General features: G+C 70.8%; 21 protein-coding genes and 1 pseudogene. 5 read left to right on the top strand and 17 right to left on the bottom strand.

The annotated features are described in order from the left end of the window. Positions 1-59: 59 nt before the first annotated feature. From ET445_RS04720 to ET445_RS04705, 4 genes are all read right to left on the bottom strand, one after another. Positions 60-2,294, bottom strand: coding sequence for an ATP-dependent Clp protease ATP-binding subunit (locus tag ET445_RS04720; RefSeq protein WP_129192411.1), 2,235 nt, complete (start codon positions 2,292-2,294; stop codon positions 60-62). Positions 2,295-2,454: 160 nt separating this feature from the next. Further along, positions 2,455-2,859: a type II toxin-antitoxin system VapC family toxin gene (locus ET445_RS04715; RefSeq protein ID WP_129189291.1), complete on the bottom strand. Its 405-nt coding sequence runs from the start codon at positions 2,857-2,859 to the stop codon at positions 2,455-2,457. Then, positions 2,859-3,128 carry a FitA-like ribbon-helix-helix domain-containing protein gene (locus tag ET445_RS04710; RefSeq protein WP_165314292.1) on the bottom strand — a complete coding sequence of 90 codons (270 nt, stop codon included), beginning with the start codon at positions 3,126-3,128 and terminating at the stop codon, positions 2,859-2,861. Before ET445_RS04710 ends, ET445_RS04715 begins: the two co-directional genes overlap by 1 nt. Before the next feature lie 111 nt (positions 3,129-3,239). After that, on the bottom strand, positions 3,240-3,662 hold the full coding sequence (locus ET445_RS04705; RefSeq protein ID WP_208008544.1) for a hypothetical protein: 423 nt from the start codon (positions 3,660-3,662) through the stop codon (positions 3,240-3,242). 171 nt (positions 3,663-3,833) lie between these two features. Between ET445_RS04705 and ET445_RS04700 the strand changes: the two genes are divergently transcribed. Together ET445_RS04700 and ET445_RS04695 are read left to right on the top strand one after the other, a co-directional pair. Then, entirely contained in the window at positions 3,834-4,277 is a 444-nt protein-coding gene (locus ET445_RS04700; RefSeq protein ID WP_129189287.1) for a nitroreductase family deazaflavin-dependent oxidoreductase, read from the top strand. Next, positions 4,274-4,987, top strand: coding sequence for a DJ-1/PfpI family protein (locus tag ET445_RS04695; protein ID WP_129189285.1), 714 nt, complete (start codon positions 4,274-4,276; stop codon positions 4,985-4,987). The genes ET445_RS04700 and ET445_RS04695 overlap by 4 nt, the downstream gene beginning before the upstream one ends. Positions 4,988-5,007: 20 nt before the next feature. On the opposite strand, the gene ET445_RS04690 is transcribed toward ET445_RS04695, so the two are convergent. The 6 genes and pseudogenes from ET445_RS04690 to ET445_RS18585 form a co-directional block, all read right to left on the bottom strand. Beyond that, positions 5,008-6,198 carry an FAD-dependent oxidoreductase gene (locus ET445_RS04690; RefSeq protein WP_129189283.1) on the bottom strand — a complete coding sequence of 397 codons (1,191 nt, stop codon included), beginning with the start codon at positions 6,196-6,198 and terminating at the stop codon, positions 5,008-5,010. After that, on the bottom strand, positions 6,195-6,914 hold the full coding sequence (locus ET445_RS04685; RefSeq protein WP_129189281.1) for a methyltransferase domain-containing protein: 720 nt from the start codon (positions 6,912-6,914) through the stop codon (positions 6,195-6,197). Before ET445_RS04685 ends, ET445_RS04690 begins: the two co-directional genes overlap by 4 nt. A 119-nt stretch (positions 6,915-7,033) precedes the next feature. Beyond that, a complete protein-coding gene (locus tag ET445_RS04680; protein ID WP_129189279.1) occupies positions 7,034-8,182 on the bottom strand; it encodes a type III polyketide synthase in 1,149 nt (382 codons plus the stop codon). A gap of 4 nt (positions 8,183-8,186) precedes the next feature. Then, positions 8,187-8,564 (bottom strand): SHOCT domain-containing protein, encoded by a 378-nt coding sequence (locus ET445_RS04675; RefSeq protein WP_129189277.1) that lies wholly within the window; start codon positions 8,562-8,564, stop codon positions 8,187-8,189. A gap of 2 nt (positions 8,565-8,566) precedes the next feature. Further along, entirely contained in the window at positions 8,567-8,692 is a 126-nt protein-coding gene (locus ET445_RS18590; protein ID WP_424922895.1) for a hypothetical protein, read from the bottom strand. A 98-nt stretch (positions 8,693-8,790) separates the two neighbouring features. Continuing rightward, positions 8,791-9,090 (bottom strand): annotated as a pseudogene (locus ET445_RS18585) (DUF6325 family protein); the annotation flags it as partial. Positions 9,091-9,161: 71 nt separating this feature from the next. On the opposite strand from ET445_RS18585, the gene ET445_RS04670 reads away from it, so the two are divergent. Further along, positions 9,162-10,592 (top strand): DUF2252 domain-containing protein, encoded by a 1,431-nt coding sequence (locus tag ET445_RS04670; protein WP_129189275.1) that lies wholly within the window; start codon positions 9,162-9,164, stop codon positions 10,590-10,592. Positions 10,593-10,610: 18 nt separating this feature from the next. Here ET445_RS04670 and ET445_RS04665 read toward each other — a convergent pair whose 3' ends face one another. Continuing rightward, positions 10,611-11,282, bottom strand: coding sequence for a GAP family protein (locus ET445_RS04665; protein ID WP_129189273.1), 672 nt, complete (start codon positions 11,280-11,282; stop codon positions 10,611-10,613). 235 nt (positions 11,283-11,517) lie between these two features. Here ET445_RS04665 and ET445_RS04660 point away from each other — a divergent pair, with 235 nt between their 5' ends. Further along, a complete protein-coding gene (locus ET445_RS04660) occupies positions 11,518-11,925 on the top strand; it encodes an SHOCT domain-containing protein (protein ID WP_129189271.1) in 408 nt (135 codons plus the stop codon). 75 nt (positions 11,926-12,000) lie between these two features. On the opposite strand, the gene ET445_RS04655 is transcribed toward ET445_RS04660, so the two are convergent. Then, positions 12,001-13,083, bottom strand: coding sequence for an AI-2E family transporter (locus tag ET445_RS04655; protein ID WP_243695328.1), 1,083 nt, complete (start codon positions 13,081-13,083; stop codon positions 12,001-12,003). Positions 13,084-13,142: 59 nt separating this feature from the next. Further along, a complete protein-coding gene (locus ET445_RS04650) occupies positions 13,143-14,819 on the bottom strand; it encodes a SulP family inorganic anion transporter (protein WP_243695327.1) in 1,677 nt (558 codons plus the stop codon). Between the two features lie 174 nt (positions 14,820-14,993). On the opposite strand from ET445_RS04650, the gene ET445_RS04645 reads away from it, so the two are divergent. Beyond that, on the top strand, positions 14,994-16,865 hold the full coding sequence (locus ET445_RS04645) for an alkyl/aryl-sulfatase (RefSeq protein ID WP_129189269.1): 1,872 nt from the start codon (positions 14,994-14,996) through the stop codon (positions 16,863-16,865). Between the two features lie 48 nt (positions 16,866-16,913). On the opposite strand, the gene ET445_RS04640 is transcribed toward ET445_RS04645, so the two are convergent. From ET445_RS04640 to ET445_RS04625, 4 genes are read right to left on the bottom strand one after another with little or no spacing between them, the layout of a single operon-like run. After that, positions 16,914-18,011, bottom strand: a complete 1,098-nt coding sequence (locus ET445_RS04640) for a hypothetical protein (RefSeq protein ID WP_129189267.1) — start codon at positions 18,009-18,011, stop codon at positions 16,914-16,916. Between the two features lie 39 nt (positions 18,012-18,050). Then, the gene (locus ET445_RS04635) at positions 18,051-18,542 is read right to left on the bottom strand and encodes a DUF2017 family protein (RefSeq protein WP_129189265.1); all 492 of its coding nucleotides are present in this window, start codon (positions 18,540-18,542) and stop codon (positions 18,051-18,053) included. Next, positions 18,539-18,829 carry an ATP-dependent Clp protease adapter ClpS gene (clpS, locus tag ET445_RS04630; RefSeq protein ID WP_129189263.1) on the bottom strand — a complete coding sequence of 97 codons (291 nt, stop codon included), beginning with the start codon at positions 18,827-18,829 and terminating at the stop codon, positions 18,539-18,541. The genes ET445_RS04635 and clpS overlap by 4 nt, the downstream gene beginning before the upstream one ends. A 32-nt stretch (positions 18,830-18,861) precedes the next feature. After that, positions 18,862-20,013 (bottom strand): class I SAM-dependent methyltransferase, encoded by a 1,152-nt coding sequence (locus ET445_RS04625; protein WP_129189261.1) that lies wholly within the window; start codon positions 20,011-20,013, stop codon positions 18,862-18,864. Between the last annotated feature and the right edge of the window lie 33 nt (positions 20,014-20,046).

The raw sequence follows: 20,046 nt of genomic DNA, 5'->3' as shown, positions 1-20,046 counted from the left end.
GGTCACGCTACGCCGGCCCTCCGACATCGCCCGCAGCGAGCAGCGAAGCCGCGAGCGCGCTATTCGACGATCTCGGCGTCGATCACGTCGTCGTCGGCAGACGTCGCCCCCGAGGCATCCGACCTACCCTGCCCGGCCACGCGCGACACGACGAGCCCCTCGCCGTCGGCCGCGAGCTCGACCATGACGTGGTCGCCGTCGCGCACCGAGCCGTCGAGCAGGGCCCTCGCGAGCCGGTCGTCGATCTCGCGCTGCATGAGCCTGCGGAGCGGCCGTGCGCCATAGAGCGGGTCGTAGCCGCGCTCGGCGAGCCAGGCGCGCGCGTCGGGCGTGACGCCGAGCTCGAGGCGCCGCTCGTGCAGTCGCGCGCTGAGCCGGTCGATGTAGAGGTTCACGATCGACGCGAGCTCGGCTTCGCTGAGCGCCGCGAACACGACGATGTCGTCGAGCCGGTTCAAGAACTCGGGCTTGAACGATTGCCGCACGGTCTGCAGCACCGCTTCCTCTTTCTCGGGCCACGAGAGCGTCGGGTCGACGAGGTACTGCGACCCGAGGTTCGACGTGAGGATGAGGATGACGTTCCGGAAGTCGACCGTGCGCCCCTGCCCGTCGGTGAGACGGCCGTCGTCGAGCACCTGGAGCAGCACGTCGAACACCTCGGGATGCGCCTTCTCGACCTCGTCGAGGAGGATCACCGAGTACGGTCGGCGCCGCACGGCCTCGGTGAGCTGCCCGCCCTGCTCGTACCCGATGTACCCGGGAGGGGCGCCGACGAGGCGCGACACCGAGTGCTTCTCGCCGTACTCCGACATGTCGATGCGCACCATCGCGTGCTCGTCGTCGAAGAGGAACTCGGCGAGCGCCTTCGCGAGCTCGGTCTTGCCGACGCCCGTCGGGCCGAGGAAGAGGAACGACCCGGTGGGGCGGTTGGGGTCGCTGATGCCCGCCCGCGAGCGGCGCACGGCGTCGGCGACGGCCGCGACGGCGGGCTTCTGCCCGATGAGGCGCTTCCCGAGTTCGGCCTCGAGGTGCAGGAGCTTCTCGGTCTCGCCCTGCATGAGCTTGCCGACGGGGATGCCCGTCCAGGCGGCGATGACGGCGGCGATGTCCTCTTCGGTCACCTGCTCGTTGACCATGCGCGGTTCGGCAGGGTCACCAGTGCCGCCTGACTCATCGGCCTGCTCGGCCGCCACGATGTCGCGCTGGAGCTGCGCGATCGTCTCGTACTCGAGCTTGGACGCCTTCGGGTAGTTGCCCTCGCGCAGCGCGAGGTCGCGCTGGGTCGTCGCCTCGTCGAGCTGCTTCTTGAGCTCGCCGACGCGGTTGAGGCCCAGTCGCTCGCGCGCCCAGCGCGCTTCGAGCGTCGCGAGGTCGCGCTCCTTGCCGACGAGCGTTTCGCGAAGCTTCGCGAGCCGCTCCTTCGACGCGTCGTCTTTCTCTTTCTTGAGGGCGAGCTCTTCGAGCTTCATGCGGTCGACCTCGCGCTTGAGCTGGTCGATCTCGACGGGGCTCGAGTCGATCTCCATCTTGAGGCGCGACATGGCCTCGTCGATGAGGTCGATGGCCTTGTCGGGCAGTTGGCGCGCGGTGATGTAGCGGTTCGAGAGGGATGCCGCGGCGACGAGTGCGGCGTCGGTGATCGTGACGCCGTGGTGCGCCTCGTAGCGGCCCTTGAGTCCGCGGAGGATCGCGACGGTGTCTTCGACCGACGGCTCGCCGACGTAGACCTGCTGGAAGCGGCGTTCGAGGGCGGCGTCCTTCTCGATGTACTCGCGGTACTCGTCGAGCGTCGTCGCGCCGATGAGGTGCAGCTCGCCGCGCGCGAGCATGGGCTTCAGCATGTTGGAGGCCGCGACCGAGCCTTCGCCGCCGCCGGCGCCCATGAGGAGGTGCAGCTCGTCGACGAAGGTGATGATCTCGCCCTCGGACTCGTCGATCTCTTTGAGCACGCTCTTCAGCCGCTCCTCGAACTGCCCGCGGTACATCGCGCCCGCGACGAGCGCGGCGATGTCGAGCGAGACGAGCTGCTTCGACTTGAGCGACTCGGCGACGTCGCCCGCGACGATGCGCTGCGCGAGCCCCTCGACGACGGCGGTCTTGCCGACGCCGGGCTCGCCGATGAGCACGGGGTTGTTCTTCGTGCGTCGCGTGAGCACCTGACTGACTCGACGGATTTCGGCATCCCGCCCGATGACGGGGTCGAGCTTGCCCTGCTTCGCGAGGTCGGTGAGGTTCACGCCGAACTGTTCGAGCGCCGACTTCTGCTCGTCTTGCGAGCTCGGCGCGCCCTGCATGTTGGCCACGGATGTCCCTTCTTCAAACTTGAGCCTACAAGACTCAACTTTGCCGATGGCTGGGAGTATTCCGGATGTCCCGCCCGGTCGTTCCCCCGCGGATCACGGTAGACGGATGCCTCGGCGCCCGCCAGTGCTCGGCGCGAACGCCGCCCGGACCTCAGCCGACGATCACGTCGCAGTGCCGCTCGGCCTCGCGCGCGAGGCGCCGGTCGAGTGTCACGAGAGGGATGCCGAGCGCTTCGGCGAGGGCGACGTAGCCGGCGTCGTACGCGGTGAACCGGTGGCGGAGTTCCCAGATGCGGCGGCGGATCGCGTGGGCCGGGTGCCTCGTCACCTCGAGCACTTCGAAGGCCTCGACGGACTCGCGGGCGGCCGACTCGGTGATCGTCCGGTGGAGCGCCTGTCTGCGAAGCCCCGAGAGCACCTCGTAGTCGACGACGGTCGGCGCGTGGAGGTCGGATGCCTCGACGAGTTCGGTGATGCGGTCGCCGATCTTCGACCGCAGCGTGTGGAGGATCGCCGCGGCATCGGCCACCACGGGCCCGCGTGACGCGAGCGGCATCAGCGCGACTCGCGCTCGGCGCGGATGGCGTCGACGATCGCCTGCTTCTCGGCCTCGACCTCTTCGGGGGTCGGCGGCACGCCACCACGACGCTCCAGATTGCGCGCCCGCAGCGCCTGGAGGATCTCGGCGTTCGAGCGGTACTCGACGAGTTTCGCGAGCTCACGGGCGACGTAGTCGGACAGCGTCATGCGCTCGGCGGCGGCCCGGGCCTTGAGCTTGGCGTGGACGTCGTCGGGGAGGTTCCGGACTTGCAGCATGCGCGGCATGCTCGCAGGCTACATGTGCTGCACATGCACGGCAACGATTCCCTGTGGATAACGTGCGCCACGAGGCATCCGTGGAGGAGCCGACTCAGCCCGCCGACTCAGCCCGCCGTCTCAGCCCGCGACCACCTCGTCACCGATCATCGTCGTCGCGTCGACCCCGCCGCCCTCGGCGGGCAGTTCGTAGCGAACGGGCATGCCCGCATGGGCCCGCGCGAACCAGAAGCGCGCGACCGGGGCATCCGCCTCGGGCCCGAACCGCGTCTCGAACCTGAGGCACTCGACCTTGCCGATCGGCAGCGAGAGCTCGGCGCCCGTGACGGTCGTCGTCGTCTCGGGGAACGCCGCATGCTCCTGCAGATCGCGCCAGCTCGACCGCTCGCGCTCGACCTCCCCGTCGACCCCGCCGCCCGGCGCTTCGCGCCACCGCTCGATCGTCGCGCCTTCGTCGTCCCCAGCGTGAAGCGGTTGACCCGAACGAACGACGACCCGTGGGCGGGCTCGACGAGCAGCCTGATGGTGCGCCCGTCGGGACATCCGGCCCTGATCTCGTCCGCCGTGAACGGCGTCGGCAGGAGGCCGGGCCCGAGCACGTACGGATCGTCGACATCGGGGCTCATACCCGTCATTCTCTGCCAACCGCGCGTCCGCCGGAATGGGTTGCGCCGTGCGAGGGTTGTCGTGAAGAAGCAACGCGAGAGGGAGATCATGCCGCTTCAGGGAGAGTACGCGCCGAGCACGTCGGAGTGGGCGCGTGTCCAGGCCGAGAAGTTCGAGGAGACCGCGGGCGGCGAGGCGAACACGCTGCGCGGGCGGCCGATCATCGTGCTCACGACGGTCGGTGCGAAGTCGGGCAAGCTCCGCAAGACCGCGCTCATGCGCGTCGAGCACGACGGCGAGTACGCGGTCGTCGCCTCGCGCGGCGGCGCGCCCGAGCACCCGCAGTGGTACTGGAACCTGCTGAAGAACCCGCACGTCGAACTGCAAGACGGAGCGGAGAAGCACGACTACGTCGCCCGCGAGCTCGAGGGCGCCGAATACGACACGTGGTGGGCGCGCGCCAACGAGACCTGGCCCGACTACGACGGCTACCAGACGAAGACCGAGCGGCGGATCCCCGTGTTCGTGCTCGAGCGCGCGCAGGTGCTGTGACCGAGCCGCTGCGGATCGTCTCGCTCCTCTTCCCGAACGTCACGCAACTGGATCTGACCGGGCCGGCCCAGGTGTTCCGGCATCTGCCCGGCACCGAGCACCACCTCGCGTGGCACACGCTCGACCCCGTGCCGACCGATGCGGGCTTCTCGATCGTGCCGACGACGACGATTCAGGATGCCCCGCAGGCCGACGTGCTGTTCGTCCCCGGCGGTCAAGGCGCGTTCGAGCTGTTCGACGACGCGGTCGCGCTCGACTTCCTGCGTCGGCAGGCGCCCGGCGCCCGGTACGTCACGAGCGTGTGCACAGGCTCGTTCGCGCTCGGCGCCGCGGGTCTCCTCGACGGCAGGCGTGCGACGAGCCACTGGGGCTCGCTGCCGCTGCTCGAGGGTCTCGGCGCGATCCCCGTCGCCGAGCGCGTCGTGCGCGACGGCAACGTCGTGACGGGCGCGGGCGTGTCGAGCGGGATCGACTTCGCGTTGACGCTCGCGGCCGAGATATTCGGGCCGGAGGTCGCAAAAGGCGTGCAGCTCGGCATCGAGTACGACCCGGCGCCGCCGTTCGACGCAGGCGCGCCAGGTCGGCCCGAGGCGAACCCCGCGCAGGTCGAGGCCACCCGTGCGAGCGCCGCTGCAAACCGCGGTCCGCTCGTCGAGAAGGCGGCCGCGCGGCTCGCGGAACGCCGGGCCGCAGCGGAGTCGGCCGGGTAGGTCGGGGCGAGTGGATCGGCTCACAGCCCCCGCATCGTGAACGCCCGCTCGAGCTGCCCGCGCACGGGCGGCACGGCGAGGAGGCGTACGAGCGCATTGCGCGCGCGCAAGCGCGCACCCGCGGCAGGCGCGCCCATCGCCATGTTGAAGGCGGCCTGCCGCATCGCGCGGAGCGCGGCACGCCGTCGTGCGCGCGCGTAGTCGACGAAGGGGTCGGATGCCTCGTGCCCGGCCCGCTCGGACGAGCTCGCCGAGCCTCGGAGGGCCGCGGCGATCGCCCGGTCGAGGTGCAGCGCGTCGAGCCAGCCGAGGTTCATCCCCTGTCCGCCGATGGGGCTCACCTCGTGGGCGGCGTCGCCCACGAGTGCGATGCGTCCGGCGGCGAAGCGGTCGGCGATCCGCTGGCGGGCGGTGAAGGCGGTCGGCTCGGTCATCGAGACGGGGTCGACGGATGTCCCGAGCCGCGCCCGCACGATCGTCGCGAGCGCGGCGGGGTCGAACGCCGCAGGCGGCTTCCGGACGAGCGCGACCCAGCGACGACGCCCGTCGGGGAGCGGGAACGACTCGACGACCCCGGCCCGCTCGAAGTGCAGCAGGGCGAGATCCGGTGAGCCCGTGGCATCCGCAGTGTCGGCCATGACGTACTCGGCACGCCCGCGCTCCGCGTGCCAGCCCGCGCCGATCGCGTCGCGCACGGTGCTCCGCACGCCGTCTGCGCCGACCACGACGGGGGCGTGCACCGCCCGCGGCGGCGCGCCCGCGACATCCGGAACCGCGCGCATCGCCACCTCGACGACCCCGTCGTGCTCGCGCACGCCGACCACCTCGACGCCCCGCCGCAGCGCCTCCGGCGCGAGTGCCGCGAGCCGCGCCTCGAGGAGCGCCTCGGTCTCATGCTGAGGGAGCGCCCGCACGGGCTCGCCGCGGAAGTCGAGCCGCCCGAGCACGCGCCCGTCGCACGTCACCGCGCCCGCACGGATCGGCACCGAGGCATCCCGAACCGCCTCGCCCACCCCTGCTGCGTCGAGCGCTGCGAGGCCCGGCGGGTGGATGCCGATCGCCCGCGTCCGATGCCCCGCCGTCGCACGCCGTTCGAGCACGACGACGTCGTACCCGCGCTGCGCGACGAGGCACGCGAGGAGCAGCCCGACGGCACCGGCGCCGACGATCACGACGTCGTGCCGCTCAGGTGACGCGGAAGCATCCGTCATCGGTCGCCGCCAGGCGACCACACCGCCTCGAGCCGCGACGGGAACGCCCGCCGCGCCCGCCAACCCGGCGGCAGCACCGCAGCGAGCTCCGGTGCCGTGAAGCTGCGCCGGATCGACGTGAGCCCGTCGGCGCGGATGAACGTGCCTTTGAGGAGGTTGCGCTCGAACGGCCAGGTCGCCGCCGCGAACCCCGCGTACCCCCACCGCGACCGGGCGATGTCGCCGTGCACCGCGACGCCGCCGGGCGCGACGAGCCGCTCCGAATCGGCGAGGAGCGCCCCGAACGCATGCCCGTCGAGGTGGTGGAGCACGTGGTTCGAGTGCACGACGTCGAACCGCTCGCCCGCGTCCGCGAGGTCGGCCGACGACGCGGCCCGCACGACGAGCCCCGATACCGAGACCGACCGCGCGAACGCAACCGCGCGCGGGTCGGGGTCGATCGCGACCACCTCGAGCCGCACCCCCTCGCGCGACGCCCAACGCAGCATCCTGAGCGGAAGATCGGCGCCGCCCGTGCCGATGTCGAGCACGCGCGTGAGGCTCGTCCGCGAGAGGCGCGGTCGCACCCAGTCCTCGTACACGTCGCGCTGGCCCGACACGATCGCGTTGACGGTGCCGAAGCGGGCGTAGGTGCGGGCGAGCATTTCGGGGTCGGCCGCGGGGTCGTCCATGAGCTCGACGGCGTCTTCGTCGCGCGCGGAGAGCGTGTGTGACATCCGCCGCCCTGATCGCAATTCAGGAAGAATCTCCGCCTCGCCGGCGTGTCCCGACGCCGGCCCCGGCGTGCCTGCCGATCCTTCCTGAATTGCGTCGCGGGCCTTGCCGGCCAATTCCGTCACCCCCGCACGGTCAGGAGCGCCGACTCGACCGTGAGCCCCGGCCCGAACGCCATCGCCGCGACGCGGTCGCCGTCGTGCGCATCGGCGCGGTCGAGGATGTTCCGCAGCACGAAGAGCACCGTCGCGCTCGACATGTTGCCGAAGTCGCGCAGGGTCTCGCGCGCGGGCTCGAGCTGGGTCTCGCTCAGCACCAGCCGCGCCTCGATCTTGTCGAGGATCGACCGGCCGCCCGGATGGATCGCCCAGTGCTCGATCGCCTGCCCCGAGGCATCCGTCTCGAGCGCCTCGGCGAGCGCGGCATCGCCGTCGAAGAGCGGCTCGAGGGCGCCCGTGATGTGGGCGCCGATGATCTGCGGGATGGCGTTGGAGAGCACCATCTCGAAGCCGTGGTCGCCGATCTTCCACGCCATGTCGGTCTCGCCGTCGGGCGTGACGCGGGTCGCGAAGCGGTCGAGGTCGAACGCACGCTCGCCCGGTTCGAGGGGCCCGGATGTCACGATGCCGGCGCCTGCGCCGTCGGCGAAGAGCGAGGTCGCGACGATCGTGTCGGGGTCGTTCGAGGTGCGCAGGTGCAGCGTGCACAGCTCGACGCTCACGACGAGGACGACGGCGTCGGGGTCGGCCTCGCACAGCTGCTTCGCGAGCCGGAGCGCGGGGATCGACGCGTAGCAGCCCATGAACCCCAGGTGATAGCGCTCGACGCCCGGCCGGAGGCCGAGGTCGCGCGCGATGACGAAGTCGGGGCCGGGTGCGTAGAACCCCGTGCAGCTCACGGTCACGACGTGGGTGACGTCGGATGCCTCGATGCCCGGCGTTGCGGCGATGGCGGCCGCGCCCGCTTCGAGGTAGAGCCTCGTCGCGTGCTCCGCGTACAGGTCGTTGCGCACCTTCGTGCCGGGCGAGAGGAGTTCGCCCGCCGCCTGATCGTAGAAGACGGGCGGCTCGCCCGTGTCTCGGGGCGTGTTCGTCAACTCGTCGACGACCGTGTACCGGCGCTCGATGCCCGACACCCCGAACGAGGTCGTGACGAGTCGCTGACCGAGTCGCGTGAGTCCGGGCTGCGCGGCGAAGACCACGCTCGCCTCGTCCTGCACGAGGATCGTCGCGGGAACCGCCGTGCTGAGCCCTCTGAGCGCGACCGTCACGGGGTCAGCCGAGCAGCTTGGCCTTGGCGGCGGAGAACTCGTCGTCGCTCAGGAGTCCGGCTTCCTTCAGTTGCCCGAGTTTCTGCAGTTCGGCGACGATGTCGACGCCGCCTGCGGCAGCCTGGGGCGGGGGCGCGGGCGCGGCGGCAGCCGCGGCAGCCTGCTGTGCGGCGAGTTGCTGCGCCGCAGCCGCGGCCGCGGCATCCATTTGCGCTTGCTGTTGCTGCGCCTCGAACGCGTGCGCTTGCGCCTCCTGCTGGGCGCGTGCCTGCTGGCTGCGCGCCATGCTCCCGCTCACGGCGCTCGCCGTGCCCGCGACGACCGCGGTGCGCGCGGCGAGCCCCACGAGACCGGGACGGCCCACTCTTCTGAACACCGGCATGACTAGGATTCCTCTCCGTCTTCGGCCTCGGCGAGCACGTCGTTGACGATCTGCGACGGGATGCGCTCGATCTGCAGCACCTGCCCGCCCGACGCGGCGAACCGGTCGGCGAGCTTCTTGGCCCACAGCAGCTCGACGGCGAGGAGCGCCGCGGACGACCCGGCTCGACCGCCTCTGCGAGTTCCGCGAGGTCTTCGTCGCCCACGAGTCCGCTCGCCTCGAGGTCGATGCCCGAGATGTCGAGCTCGTCGCCGAGGTCCTCGAACTCGACGACCTCGAGGTCGCCGCCCGCATGCCGCGTCACGATGAGGGCGTCGAGCACCCGGATCTCCCCTCCCTCGACGAGGTCGCGAACCGCGGCGAGGGTGCCGCGGTCGAGCCGCTCCCCGGAAAGCCCACCACGTAGAGATCGACCGGACCGTACTCGAACTGCGTCATCGTTCCCCCTCCGATACGAGCCAAACCTATTCGCGAGGATTCCTCGCCGCCAGTGGCGATCACCCGCGCGGTGTGACTGAGCCCGCAAGAGGGTGTCGCATGAGCGGTCGCCGGGGCTAGGGTGAGGCCACCGGCGGGGGCCGGCGGAGGTGAGCGGCGATGAGCGATCCCACCCTGTTCGGCACTGGCGCAGGACATCCCGGCGGCGTCCCGCGCAAGGAGCGCAAGGCGATGGGCCGGTCGGCCCGCGAGGCCGTGCCTCTCGAAGCCCAAGGACGGCTCGACCCGGCCGACCGCGACCCCGTCGCCGTACTCGAAGCCCAGGCCGAGACCCGCGTGAAAGAGCTCATCTCGCTCAGGTACGCGCGCATGTCGGCTTCGCCGTTCACGTTCTACCGGGGCGCCGCGATGCTCATGGCGATCGATCTCCGCGCCCACCCCGACAGCGGCGTCACGACCCAGCTCTGCGGCGACGCGCACCTCTCGAACGTCGGCGTGTATGCGTCGCCCGAACGCCGCCTCGTGCTCGACCTCAACGACTTCGACGAGACCGCGACGGGTCCGTTCGAATGGGACGTCAAGCGCATGGCGACGAGCTTCGAGATCGCCGGCCGCAACAACGGGTTCGACGACGACGACCGGGCGCGCATCGTCCGCGAGTTCCTCATCGGCTATTCGGACGCGATCGCCGAGGCCGCGGGGCTGCCCGTCATGGCGGTCCACAGCTCGCACATCGAACTCGAACAAGTGCTCGAGCAGGGTGCGTCGCAACTGTCGGAAGACGACCTCGCGCGGGCCCGAAAGGGGATGGCGAAGACCCGGGCGCGCGACAGCCGCCAAGCGGCTCGGTCGCTCACGGAGCGGATCGAGGGGATGCGCCGATTCCGCTCGGATCCGCCCATCCTCGTGCCGCGGCGCGAACTCGTGGCCCACCTCGGGCTGACCGACGCCGAGGTCGACGCCCGCTTCGAGGGCGTGCTCGAGTCGTACGAGGCGTCCCTCCCGCTCAACCGTCGACGGATCATCTCGAAGTACCACGTCGAGGACGCCGCGATCAAAGTCGTCGGCGTCGGCAGCGTCGGCACGCGCGCGTGGGTCGTGCTGCTGCGCGGGAACGGCAAGAACGACGTGCTCGTGCTGCAGGCGAAGGAGGCGCAGCGCTCGGTGCTCGAGCCACCCGACGGCCCGAGCGCGTACGAGCACCAGGGGCAGCGCGTCGTCGAGGGGCAGCAGGTGATGCAGGCGCTCAGCGACGTGCTGCTGGGCTGGGCGTCGGCGACCGGTCTCGATGGGCAGCCGCGCGATTTCTACGTGCGGCAGTTCCGCGACATGAAGGGCTCGTTCGCGCCCGAGAAGATGGACCCCGTCGCGCTCGGCGTCTACGCCCGCTTCTGCGCGTCCGTGCTCGCACGGGCCCACGCGCGCGCGGGCGACGCGGCCGTCATCCATGGGTACGTCGGCGGCGGCGCTCGGTTCGCCGACGCGCTCGGCGCCTTCGCGACGGCGTACGCCGACCGCAACGGCAGGGATCACGCGGCGCTCCTCGAGGCGATCCGCACCGGCCGCGTCGAGGCGGCGGCCACGGTCTGAGACGCGGCGGATGCCGCGTCAGAAGCTCCCGATCCCTTTGCCTACGACCGTGACGCCGAGCACGAGCAGCAGCGCGGCCATGACCGTCGCATTGTTGTGCACGAGCCATCCGCGGAGCGACTCGAGCGGCCCGGCCATGCGCTCCGATGCCGCGAGGTAGGCGATGACGGGCGCCGCGACCGAGATCGCCGCGAGCACCGTGAAGATCGCGATCACGATCGTCGCCTGGCCCCCGCCGAGCCCGGCCGACCCGATCACGAGCCCCGCGCTCGCGGCGAGCAGGAGATTCTTGGGGTTGACGGCCGAGAGGAGCAGGCCGAGCCCGAGCGCGCGAACGCCCGTCAACTGATCGATCGCGCCCATCCACTTGGGCAGCTCGGGCTCTTCGCCCGCCTTCGGCCGCGACCGCCAGTTCCGCAGCGCGAGCAGCAGCAGGAGTACCCCGAGCACGATCTTGATCCAGCCGACGACGGGCTTCGAGGCATCCGGATCATCCCCAGGGAGCACCGACGCGAGCAGGGTGAAGACGATCGTCGCGGCGAGGATGCCGACGACCCACCCGACGAGGAACCCGAGGCTCGTCCCCTTCGCCTTCGGCGAGAGGAGCAAGAGGATGGCGGCGATGATCGGCAACGGACTGATCGCGATGCCGACGGCGAGCGGCAGGATGTCTCCGATGACGGCGCTCATGTGCTCTGTCCTCCCCCTGCTCCCCGCACGACGATAGGCGCGGGCGCGGACGCGAACACGGAGGCTCACCCCCGCAAGGTGAAAGCCCCCTGACAGCGAGCCGACAACGGCGATATGGTGCACTCAGGGGGAACACGGGGATTCGGGCGCCATCGGCACCGAGGCATCCGGCGACTCGGGGAACCCGGCCGTGCGCAGCCGTCGCCCGGCTCGACTCACGATCGAAGGACACCGAATGAACTTCTGGCAGAGCTTCTGGGACGTCATCTGGTGGACGATCTGGATCTTCGCGTTCATCGCCTACCTCTGGGCGGTCATCGCGATCATCACCGACCTGTTCCGCGACCAGTCGCTGAACGGCTGGTGGAAAGCGGTCTGGATCATCTTCCTGCTGTTCTTCCCGTTCATCACGGCCCTGATCTACCTCATCGCACGCGGCAGCGGCATGGCCGAGCGCGCGCAGAAGGAGGCCCGTCAGGCTCAGCAGGCGACCAACGACTACATCAGGCAGGCCGCGGGCACGTCGGCGAGCCCGTCCGACGAGATCGCAAAGGCCAAGGCGCTGCTCGACTCGGGCACGATCACGGCGCAGGAGTACGACCTCCTGAAGGCAAGGGCGCTCGCGCACCCGAGCAACGTCTGACCGCGTGCGAGCGTGTCTCCGCGCTCGCACATGAGTCGGTGAAGGGGGTCGGATGCGAGGCATCCGGCCCCTTCATCATCTTGCGGATGTCTCCTGACGACCGGATGCCTCGCTTCGCAGCACCTCTTCGCTCTCGCCCGTGAGTCGGCGCACGGTGATCGCGCCGCGATCGGGTTCGAGCAGGAGCGCACGGACGAGGAGCGTCAGCGGCACCGAGAGGATCGCCCCGAGCGGGCCGATCACGAACGTCCAGAACGCGACCGAGAAGAACGTGAGCGTGAGGCTCAGCCCGACGGCGTCGCTCACGAACTTCGGCTGCACGAGCACCTGCAGGGTGACGTTGATGAGGCAGTAGATCGCGATCACGAGGAGCATGAGGGGCCACCCGCCGACGACGAGCGCAAGGAGCGCGGGCGGGACGAGCCCGATGACGAAGCCGATGTTCGGGATGAAGTTCGTCACGAACGCGAGGATCGCCCACACGACCGGGACCGGCACGCCGACCGCCCATAGCAGCAGGCCGTCGAGGACCGCCACGATCGCGCCGAACACCGCGTTGACGACGTAGGACCGTCGCACGCCCGTCAGATATCGGGTCGCGATCGCGTCGCCCCTCGCGCTCGCGAACCGGTGGGCGGATGCCTCGGCCGCCGCCGCCCGCAGCCGCGCCGCGTCGATCGTCATGAAGATGACGTAGGCGAGCACGAAGAAGAACCCCGTTGCGAACCCGAGCACGCGATCGGCGATGCCGGCGGCGACCCCGGCGAGCGTGCCGGGGTCGAGCCATCCGGTCGCCGTCTCGGCGGTGGGCGTCGTGAAGCCGAGGCCCTCGAGCCAGGCGAGCACTCCGTCGGCGGCGGCACGCAGCTCGTCGGCATAGTCGGGCAGCATCCGCACGAACTGCGCGCTCGCGTAGACGAGGAGCACGGCGATGAACGCGAGGATCAGGTACGCGACGACGATGACCACGGTCGACGCGACCCACACCGGCAACCCCCGCCGCTGGAGCGGACGGCGCACAGGCTCGGCGATGACCACGACGACCGCGGCGAGCGCCGCCGGGGCGAGCAGGTCGCGCGCGAACCAGACGCCCGCGAAGACGACGACGGCCGCGGCGAGCGCCACGAGCACCCTCGTGGCGTGGGGGTGCTCCTTCAAGGCGTGCTCCTTCGCGCTCGGCCCGATACCGGCTGCGCCGGACCTCAGGCTCGCCGGTCTCAGCCTCCGACGGTATCGGGCGGTTCGGCGAGTGACGCGATCGCATCGCGGTTGGTCGCAAAGATGCGGCGGTCGGCGAGCAGGCCGAGGGCGTCGAGTCGCTCGCGCGCCTCGGTCCGCACGCGGCTGAACGACACCTCGACCCGCTCCCGTTCGAGCCAGACGAGCAGCGCCTCGAACGCCTCGGCGCCCGTGACGTCGATGTCGGTCACGGCCTCCATATCGACGACGAGGTGGTGCACGGGGCCCTTGCCCGCTTGTTCGGCACCCCGGATCGAGCGCTTCACCGCATCGGTGAAGACGCTGCCGTTGGCGAAGAAGAGCGGTGCCGCGAGCCGTACGACGATCGTGCCGGGAGCGGTCACCTCGCCCCTCGCAACCGGGGCGAGGAGCGAGTCCGTCGGGTCGCCGCCCGCCTCGAGCACGTCGATCGCAGGGTTCGCGGCGCGCTTCGCGAGGTTGACGAGTGCGAGGACGAACGCGACGACGATGCCGGCGATCGACCCGACGAAGAGCGTCGTGAGGAAGCACACCGCCCCGACCGCGAACTCGAACCGGTCGAGTCGCCAGAGTCGGGCGAAGTCGGCGATGCCGAGCAGCGGCAGGATCGCGACGCCCACGATCGCGCCGATGGCCGGCGACGGGATGTCCGCGAGCAACGCCGTGCCGAAGAGCAGGAGGAGCAGGGTTCCGACCGCGAGCACGAGCGACGGCAACTGAGTGCGCGAGCCCGACTGGTCCATGGCCGCGGTGCGCGAGGTCGACGATCCCACCGCGAAACTCGCCGACGCGCCCGCCGCGAGATTGCCGAGCCCGAACGCGAAGAGGTCGCGGTTCGGGCTCGTCGAGTATCCGCGTTTCTCGCCGTACGACCGCGAGACGAGCAGACCCTCGGCGGTCGTCACCATCGTGAGGGCGATCGCCGACGGCACGAGCAGGAGCCAGGTCGACCAGTCGACGATCGGCCAGGTCAGCGCGGGCGGCCCCGCCGGCACCTCGCCCAGCACGTCGACTCCCGACTCGTCGAGGTGCAGCAGGACGACGAGCACGGTCGTCACGAGGAGTACGACGAGCGCCCACGGCACCGCCCGGAGGAAGCGCTTCCCGAGGAGGAGCACTGCGACCGACCCCGCGGCGATCGCGAGCGAGACCGGGTTCGTCGTGCCGAGCCCGGCGATGAGGTCCCCGAGTTTTTCGACGAACTCGCCGCCCGAGTCGATCTTCACTCCGAGCATCTTCGCGATCTGGCTCACGAGGATGTCGAGGGCGAGGCCGCCGACGAACCCCACGAGGATCGGCTTCGACAGGAAGTTCGCAAGGAAGCCCAGCTTGAACACCGCGAGCAGCAGGAACATGGCACCGCACAGCACCGCTTGCGCCATCGCGAGCGTCGCGTAGTCAGTGCTTCCCGCGACGGCGAGCCCGCCGATCGAGCTCGCGACGAGCGCCGCCGCCGCCGCGTCGGGCGACGCGACGAGCTGCCTGCTCGACACCGTGAGGGCGTAGACCACGGTGGGCACGATGAGCGCGTAGAGCCCCGCGGTGGGCGGAAGCCCGGCGATCTGCGCGTAGCCGATGTTCAGCGGGATCGCGATCGCGATGAGGGTGACGCCCGCGACGAGTTCGCGCGCGAGGTTGCGGCGGGTGAGTCCCGCAAGCGGACGGGCGATGGTCACGACGATGCTCCCCCTTCATCGTTTCCCAAGCCAACCACTGCGGCCGCGAGTCATCCGCCCGTCCTCACGCCGGGAGGGTGAGGGAGAGCGCCAGCCCCTTGCCCGACTCCGCTCGGTGAGGCAGCCTCGACAGGGTGGTGCCCGGCGCTGGGCATCAGGGGGAGGGGACCCGAAGTGACCGACAACGATGCGACGCCTACGATCGTCGCCCAGCAGCGCGCACTGCTCGAGAGCCTGCCGTTCGGCGACGACGCCGACTTCGCCGCCGCCGAACGCGGGTTCCTCGGCACGCTCGCGGACCCTGAGATCCGCAACGCCGCGGGCAAGGTCGTGTGGGATGCCTCGACGTACGACTTCCTGGTCGGCGATGCGCCCGACACCGTCAACCCGAGCCTCTGGCGGCAGTCGAAGCTCGTCGCGAAGCACGGCCTCTTCGAGGTGGTGCCCGGGCTCTACCAGGCGCGCGGGCTCGACCTGTCGGTCATGTCGTTCGTCGAGGGCGACACCGGTGTGATCGTCATCGACCCGCTCATCTCGAAGGAGACCGCGGCCGCGGCGGTCGGACTCTACCGCGAGCACCGGGGCGACCGGCCGATCGTCGCGGTCGTATACACGCACTCGCACATCGACCACTTCGGCGGCGTGCAGGGCATCGTCTCCCCCGAAGATGTCACGTCGGGAAAGGTGCAGATCATCGCGCCGGCCGGGATGGTCGGGCACGCCGTCGCCGAGAACGTGTACGCGGGCATCGCGATGGGTCGCCGCTCGGGCTACATGTACGGCGCAGTCCTTCCGCGCGGTCCGAAGGGCGCCGTCGGAGCCGGCCTCGGGCAGACCACGTCGACGGGCGAGGCGACGCTCATCGCACCCACCCTCGACATCTCGACGACGGGCGAGACCCACGCGGTCGACGGGGTCAAGATGATCTTCCAGATGGCGCCCGGCACCGAGGCGCCGGCCGAGATGCACCTGTACTTCCCGCGCTACAAGGCGCTGTGCATGGCCGAGAACGCCACGCACACCCTCCACAACCTGCTCACCTTGCGCGGCGCGCTCGTGCGCGACCCGCACGTGTGGTCGCAGTACCTCACCGAGGCGATCGAGCGGTTCGGCGGCGAGGCCGAGGTGCTCTTCACCTCGCACCACTGGCCCACGTGGGGCAACGCCGAGCTCGTCGAGTTCTTGGGGCTCCAGCGCGACCTCTACGCGTACCTGCACGACCAGACCCTTCGGATGCTGAACCAGGGGCTCACCGGCGCCGAGATCGCCGAAGAGATCGAACTGCCGCCCGCGCTCGAGAACGCGTGGCACGCACGCGGGTACTACGGTTCGGTGAGCCACAACGTCAAGGCGATCTACCAGCGCTACATGGGCTGGTTCGACGGCAACCCGGCGCGACTCTGGCCGCACCCGCCGAAGGCGCAGGCCGAACGCTACGTCGAAGCGATGGGCGGCGTTGACCGTGTCATCGCACTCGCGCAGGCCGCCTTCGACGCGGGCGACTTCCGGTGGGCGGCGACCCTCCTCGACCACGCCGTGTTCGTCGCGCCCGACAGCGCGGCCGTCAAGAGCCTCTACGCCGACACGCTCGAACAGCTCGCGTACGGCGCCGAGAACGGCACCTGGCGGAACTTCTTCCTCTCAGGGGCGACCGAGTTGCGCGAGGGGAACTTCGGCACGCCGACGATCGCCGACGCGCCCCAGATCCTCGCCGAACTCACGCCCGAGCAGCTGTTCGACGCCGTCGCGATCCGCGTCGACGGGCCGCGGGCCTGGGATCTCGACCTCGCCTTCGACCTCACCCTCACCGACCTCGACCGCAGCTTCCGCCTGACACTGCGCAACGGCGTGCTCGTCTACGTCGAGCGCCCGCCCGCCGACGATGCGGCCTTGCACCTCACGCTCTCCAAGCCGCGCCTCCTGGCGCTCGCGGCCGGCGACCTCACCTCACCCGGCGTCGAGGTCGAGGGCGATCTCGACGTGCTGCGTCGGCTGCTCGGAGTGCTCGACGAGGGCGACCCGGCATTCGAGATCGTGCTGCCATAGCCGCCGGGACGAGCCGCCGTCGGGTACGGGCTGAGCCCGCCGTCGGGTTCAGCCCGCGTTCGGAGACGCCGTTGCGAACTGGTCCCGCTGCTGCAGCGCCCCCACATTCCGCAGGAACACGATGATCCAGCTGAAGATGAGGATCGCGGCGACGAGTTCGACGGCGGTCAGGTTGTAGTACCCGACGGCGAAGAACACGGCGAGCACGACGATGACCGCGAGGTAGACGAACCCGAGGATGACGAACGCCTTGGGCATCGCGGGCACGAGTCGCGGCAGCCTGATGACGAGGATCGCGTACGCGACCGCCATGCCCGTCGCGACCGTGTTGTGCACCCAGAAGAAGTCGTCGACGTGGAAGATGCCGACGCACGCGAGGAACACGCCGACGACGACGAGCAGGGTCCGCACCGCGTTGCGGCGCTTGACGTCTTCGGCGGACGAAACCGGCAGGGACGCCGTGCCGTAGCGCGCGATCGTCGTCACGATGACGCCCGCGATCACGAGCGTGAGATTGAACGCGAGCGCCGAGAGGTCGTCGGTCATGCCGAGCGCCGAGAGGTTCTTCTGCCACCACAGCGGGTCGCTCGAACTCAGCATCGCCGCGAGCACCCCCGCGACCAGGAACACCGCGAGCACGAGCGAGAGCAGGCTCGGCGTCATGTTCGCACCGCTCAGGAACGCGACGTAGGCGCTCAGCGCGAGCGTCACGGCCCCGAGCACGACGGCCGGGAACGTGAAGACGACGGCGCCGAGGAAGCTCTGCTCGAGCACGCTCGCGAGCGCGATCCACACGAGCAGGGCGATGACGGCGTGCGCGAGCGCGAGGGCGAGCACGTCGAACCAGTGCAGTCGCGCGCCCGTCACCGCGAACGGGTCGGCGTCGGCACCCGCCCGGTGCACGAGCACGCGAGCGACCGCGAACGAGAGCCCCGCGACGATGCCGCCCGCGATGCCTGCGAACTGCCCGAGCGAGCCTGCGCCCGAGATCGCGAGGTCGTGCCCCCAGAACAGCGGCGTCGCGACGACGAACCCGACGACGAACGCGGCCGTGCCGATCACGAGCGCGAACGACTCGATCGACTCGGCGGATGCGGTGGGACGGGCGATGATCTCCCGCCACGACGACGCCTGGGTCGTGCTCACAGGCTGCCTCCTTCTGCCGTCAGGATTCGGCTTCTACCGTCAGGATTCGGTCGGGTCGAGGACTTCGAGCATCGACCCCTGGACGAACCCGGCCCACTCGTAGGCCGCGCGCAAGTAGTCGTCTCGCTGCTCGTCTTCCTCGGGAGTGCCCTCTTCGCCGATGCCGACTCGCTCGGCGAGGATGAGGCGCAGGTCGGTGAGGAACGTCAGCCACCCCCACGCCTGCACCTGGTCGAGCTCGATCTCGACGAGGCGGTCGCCGCCCTCGACGTTCGTCGCGTCGCGCACCTGCTGCGCCGCCTGGCGCTTGCCGTCGACGAGGCTCTCGCGCGTGTACCGCGTGTAGTCGTGCGCGGCCTCCGCGTCATCGGGGTAGGCGTTGGGCAGCAACCGCCCGAGCGCGGGGTCGTCGTCGGTGCCGAGGAGCAGCACCGAGTCGACCTGGTCGGCGAGCTCCGAGAGCAGCATCGCCTCTTCGGCTTCGAGCACGAGCTTGATGCCGTCGCCGCTCCCGCGCCCGGCGACGATCACAGGCCGACCTTCGACACGGTCGCCTGCAGGCCGTACCCGTGCATGGCCTGCACGTGCCGCTCCATCGCCTCCCGGTTGCCTTCCGCGACGACGGCGCGGCCCTCGTGGTGCACGAGCAGCATGAGCCGTTCGGCCTCGTCGCGCGGGAACCCGAAGTAGCTCTGGAACACGTACGTGACGTAGGTCATGAGGTTGACGGGGTCGTCCCAGACGATGGCGCGCCACGAACCTTCGAGCAGGCGCGCGGTCTGCTCGTCGAGTTCGGTGCGTTCGAGGACGTCGGTCACCTGAACAGCCTGACACGGACGGGTGACCGTCGCTACCTGCGGGTCGACACCGTGACCGTGAACTTGGGGTCGCGGGCGAGCTGCCGCGTCGGACCGACGAGTCGTTCGAGCGCGGGCCGGTAGCGCAGGTGCGAGTTCCACACGGCGACGAGCCTGCCGCCCGGCGCGAGCGCGCGACCGGCGTCGGCGAAGAGGCGTTCGGCGAGCGCGGTCGTGACCGCGGGTCCCGCGTGGAAGGGCGGGTTGAGCACGACGAGGTCGACGGATGCCTCGGGCGCGAACTCGAGTCCGTCGGCGCGGAGCACCTCGACGCGGTCGCCGACGCCGTTGGCTGCGGCCGTCTCGCGCGCCGAGGCGGCGGCGGCTGCGGATTGGTCGGTCGCGACGATGCGCGCGCCCGGCAGGCGGCGGGCGAGTTCGACGGCGACGATGCCGGTGCCGCACGCGAGGTCGACGGCGGACGCGGGAGGTCCGGATGTCTCGAGCGCTCCGGATGTCTCGAGCGCGGCCTCGAGGTTCGCGAGCAGGAACCTCGTGCCGATGTCGACGGATGTCCCCGCGAACACCCCGCCGTGGGCGACGATCTCGATGCCGAGCCCCTCGTCGCGGCTCCGCCGCGGCCACGCGTCGCCCCCGTTCGCCGCTTCGCGGCGCGGGCCCGTCGCGATGAGCACCCGCGACTTCTGGCGCGCATGCGAGACATCCACCCGCTCGAACCACCTCAGCAGCACGTCGTTCATGGCGACCGTCATGTGCTTGAGCCGCCCGCCCGCGACGACGACCGCGTCGGGCGCGGCATGCTCGGCGATGAGTCGGGCCTGCTCGTCGAGCGCGTCGAGCGACCGAGGAAGCCGCAGCAGCACGAGCCGCGCTCCGGCGACCAGCGCAGGGTCGAGCGGGCCGACCTCCACGCGTTCGGCGAGGCCGAGCCGCTCGGCGTTCGCGACGATCGCGCGCTCACCGAGGAGCGCATCCTGGTGGGCGCGCACCGCGAGCCCGTGATCGGATGCCACGGCGAGCGCGAGGGCGCCGTGGGTGTCGCCGATCACGGCGACGGGCGACCCCTCGGTCAGCGCTACGAGTTGCCCGACCGCCTCGTCGAGGATCAGCCGATCCGCCGCATCGAACGCGCGCAGCCCGTCGGCCTCGATGTCGGGCCGGCGGCGGAGCGCGTCGAAGTCCATTCGGGCAGCGTACCGACCGCGCTCCCCGCGCAC

The sequence above is a fragment of the Agromyces protaetiae genome, from assembly GCF_004135405.1.
Taxonomy (GTDB): Bacteria; Actinomycetota; Actinomycetes; order Actinomycetales; family Microbacteriaceae; genus Agromyces; species Agromyces protaetiae.
The sequence above is the reverse complement of the archived record's forward strand: the minus strand, read 5'-3'. Positions and strand labels throughout refer to the sequence as shown.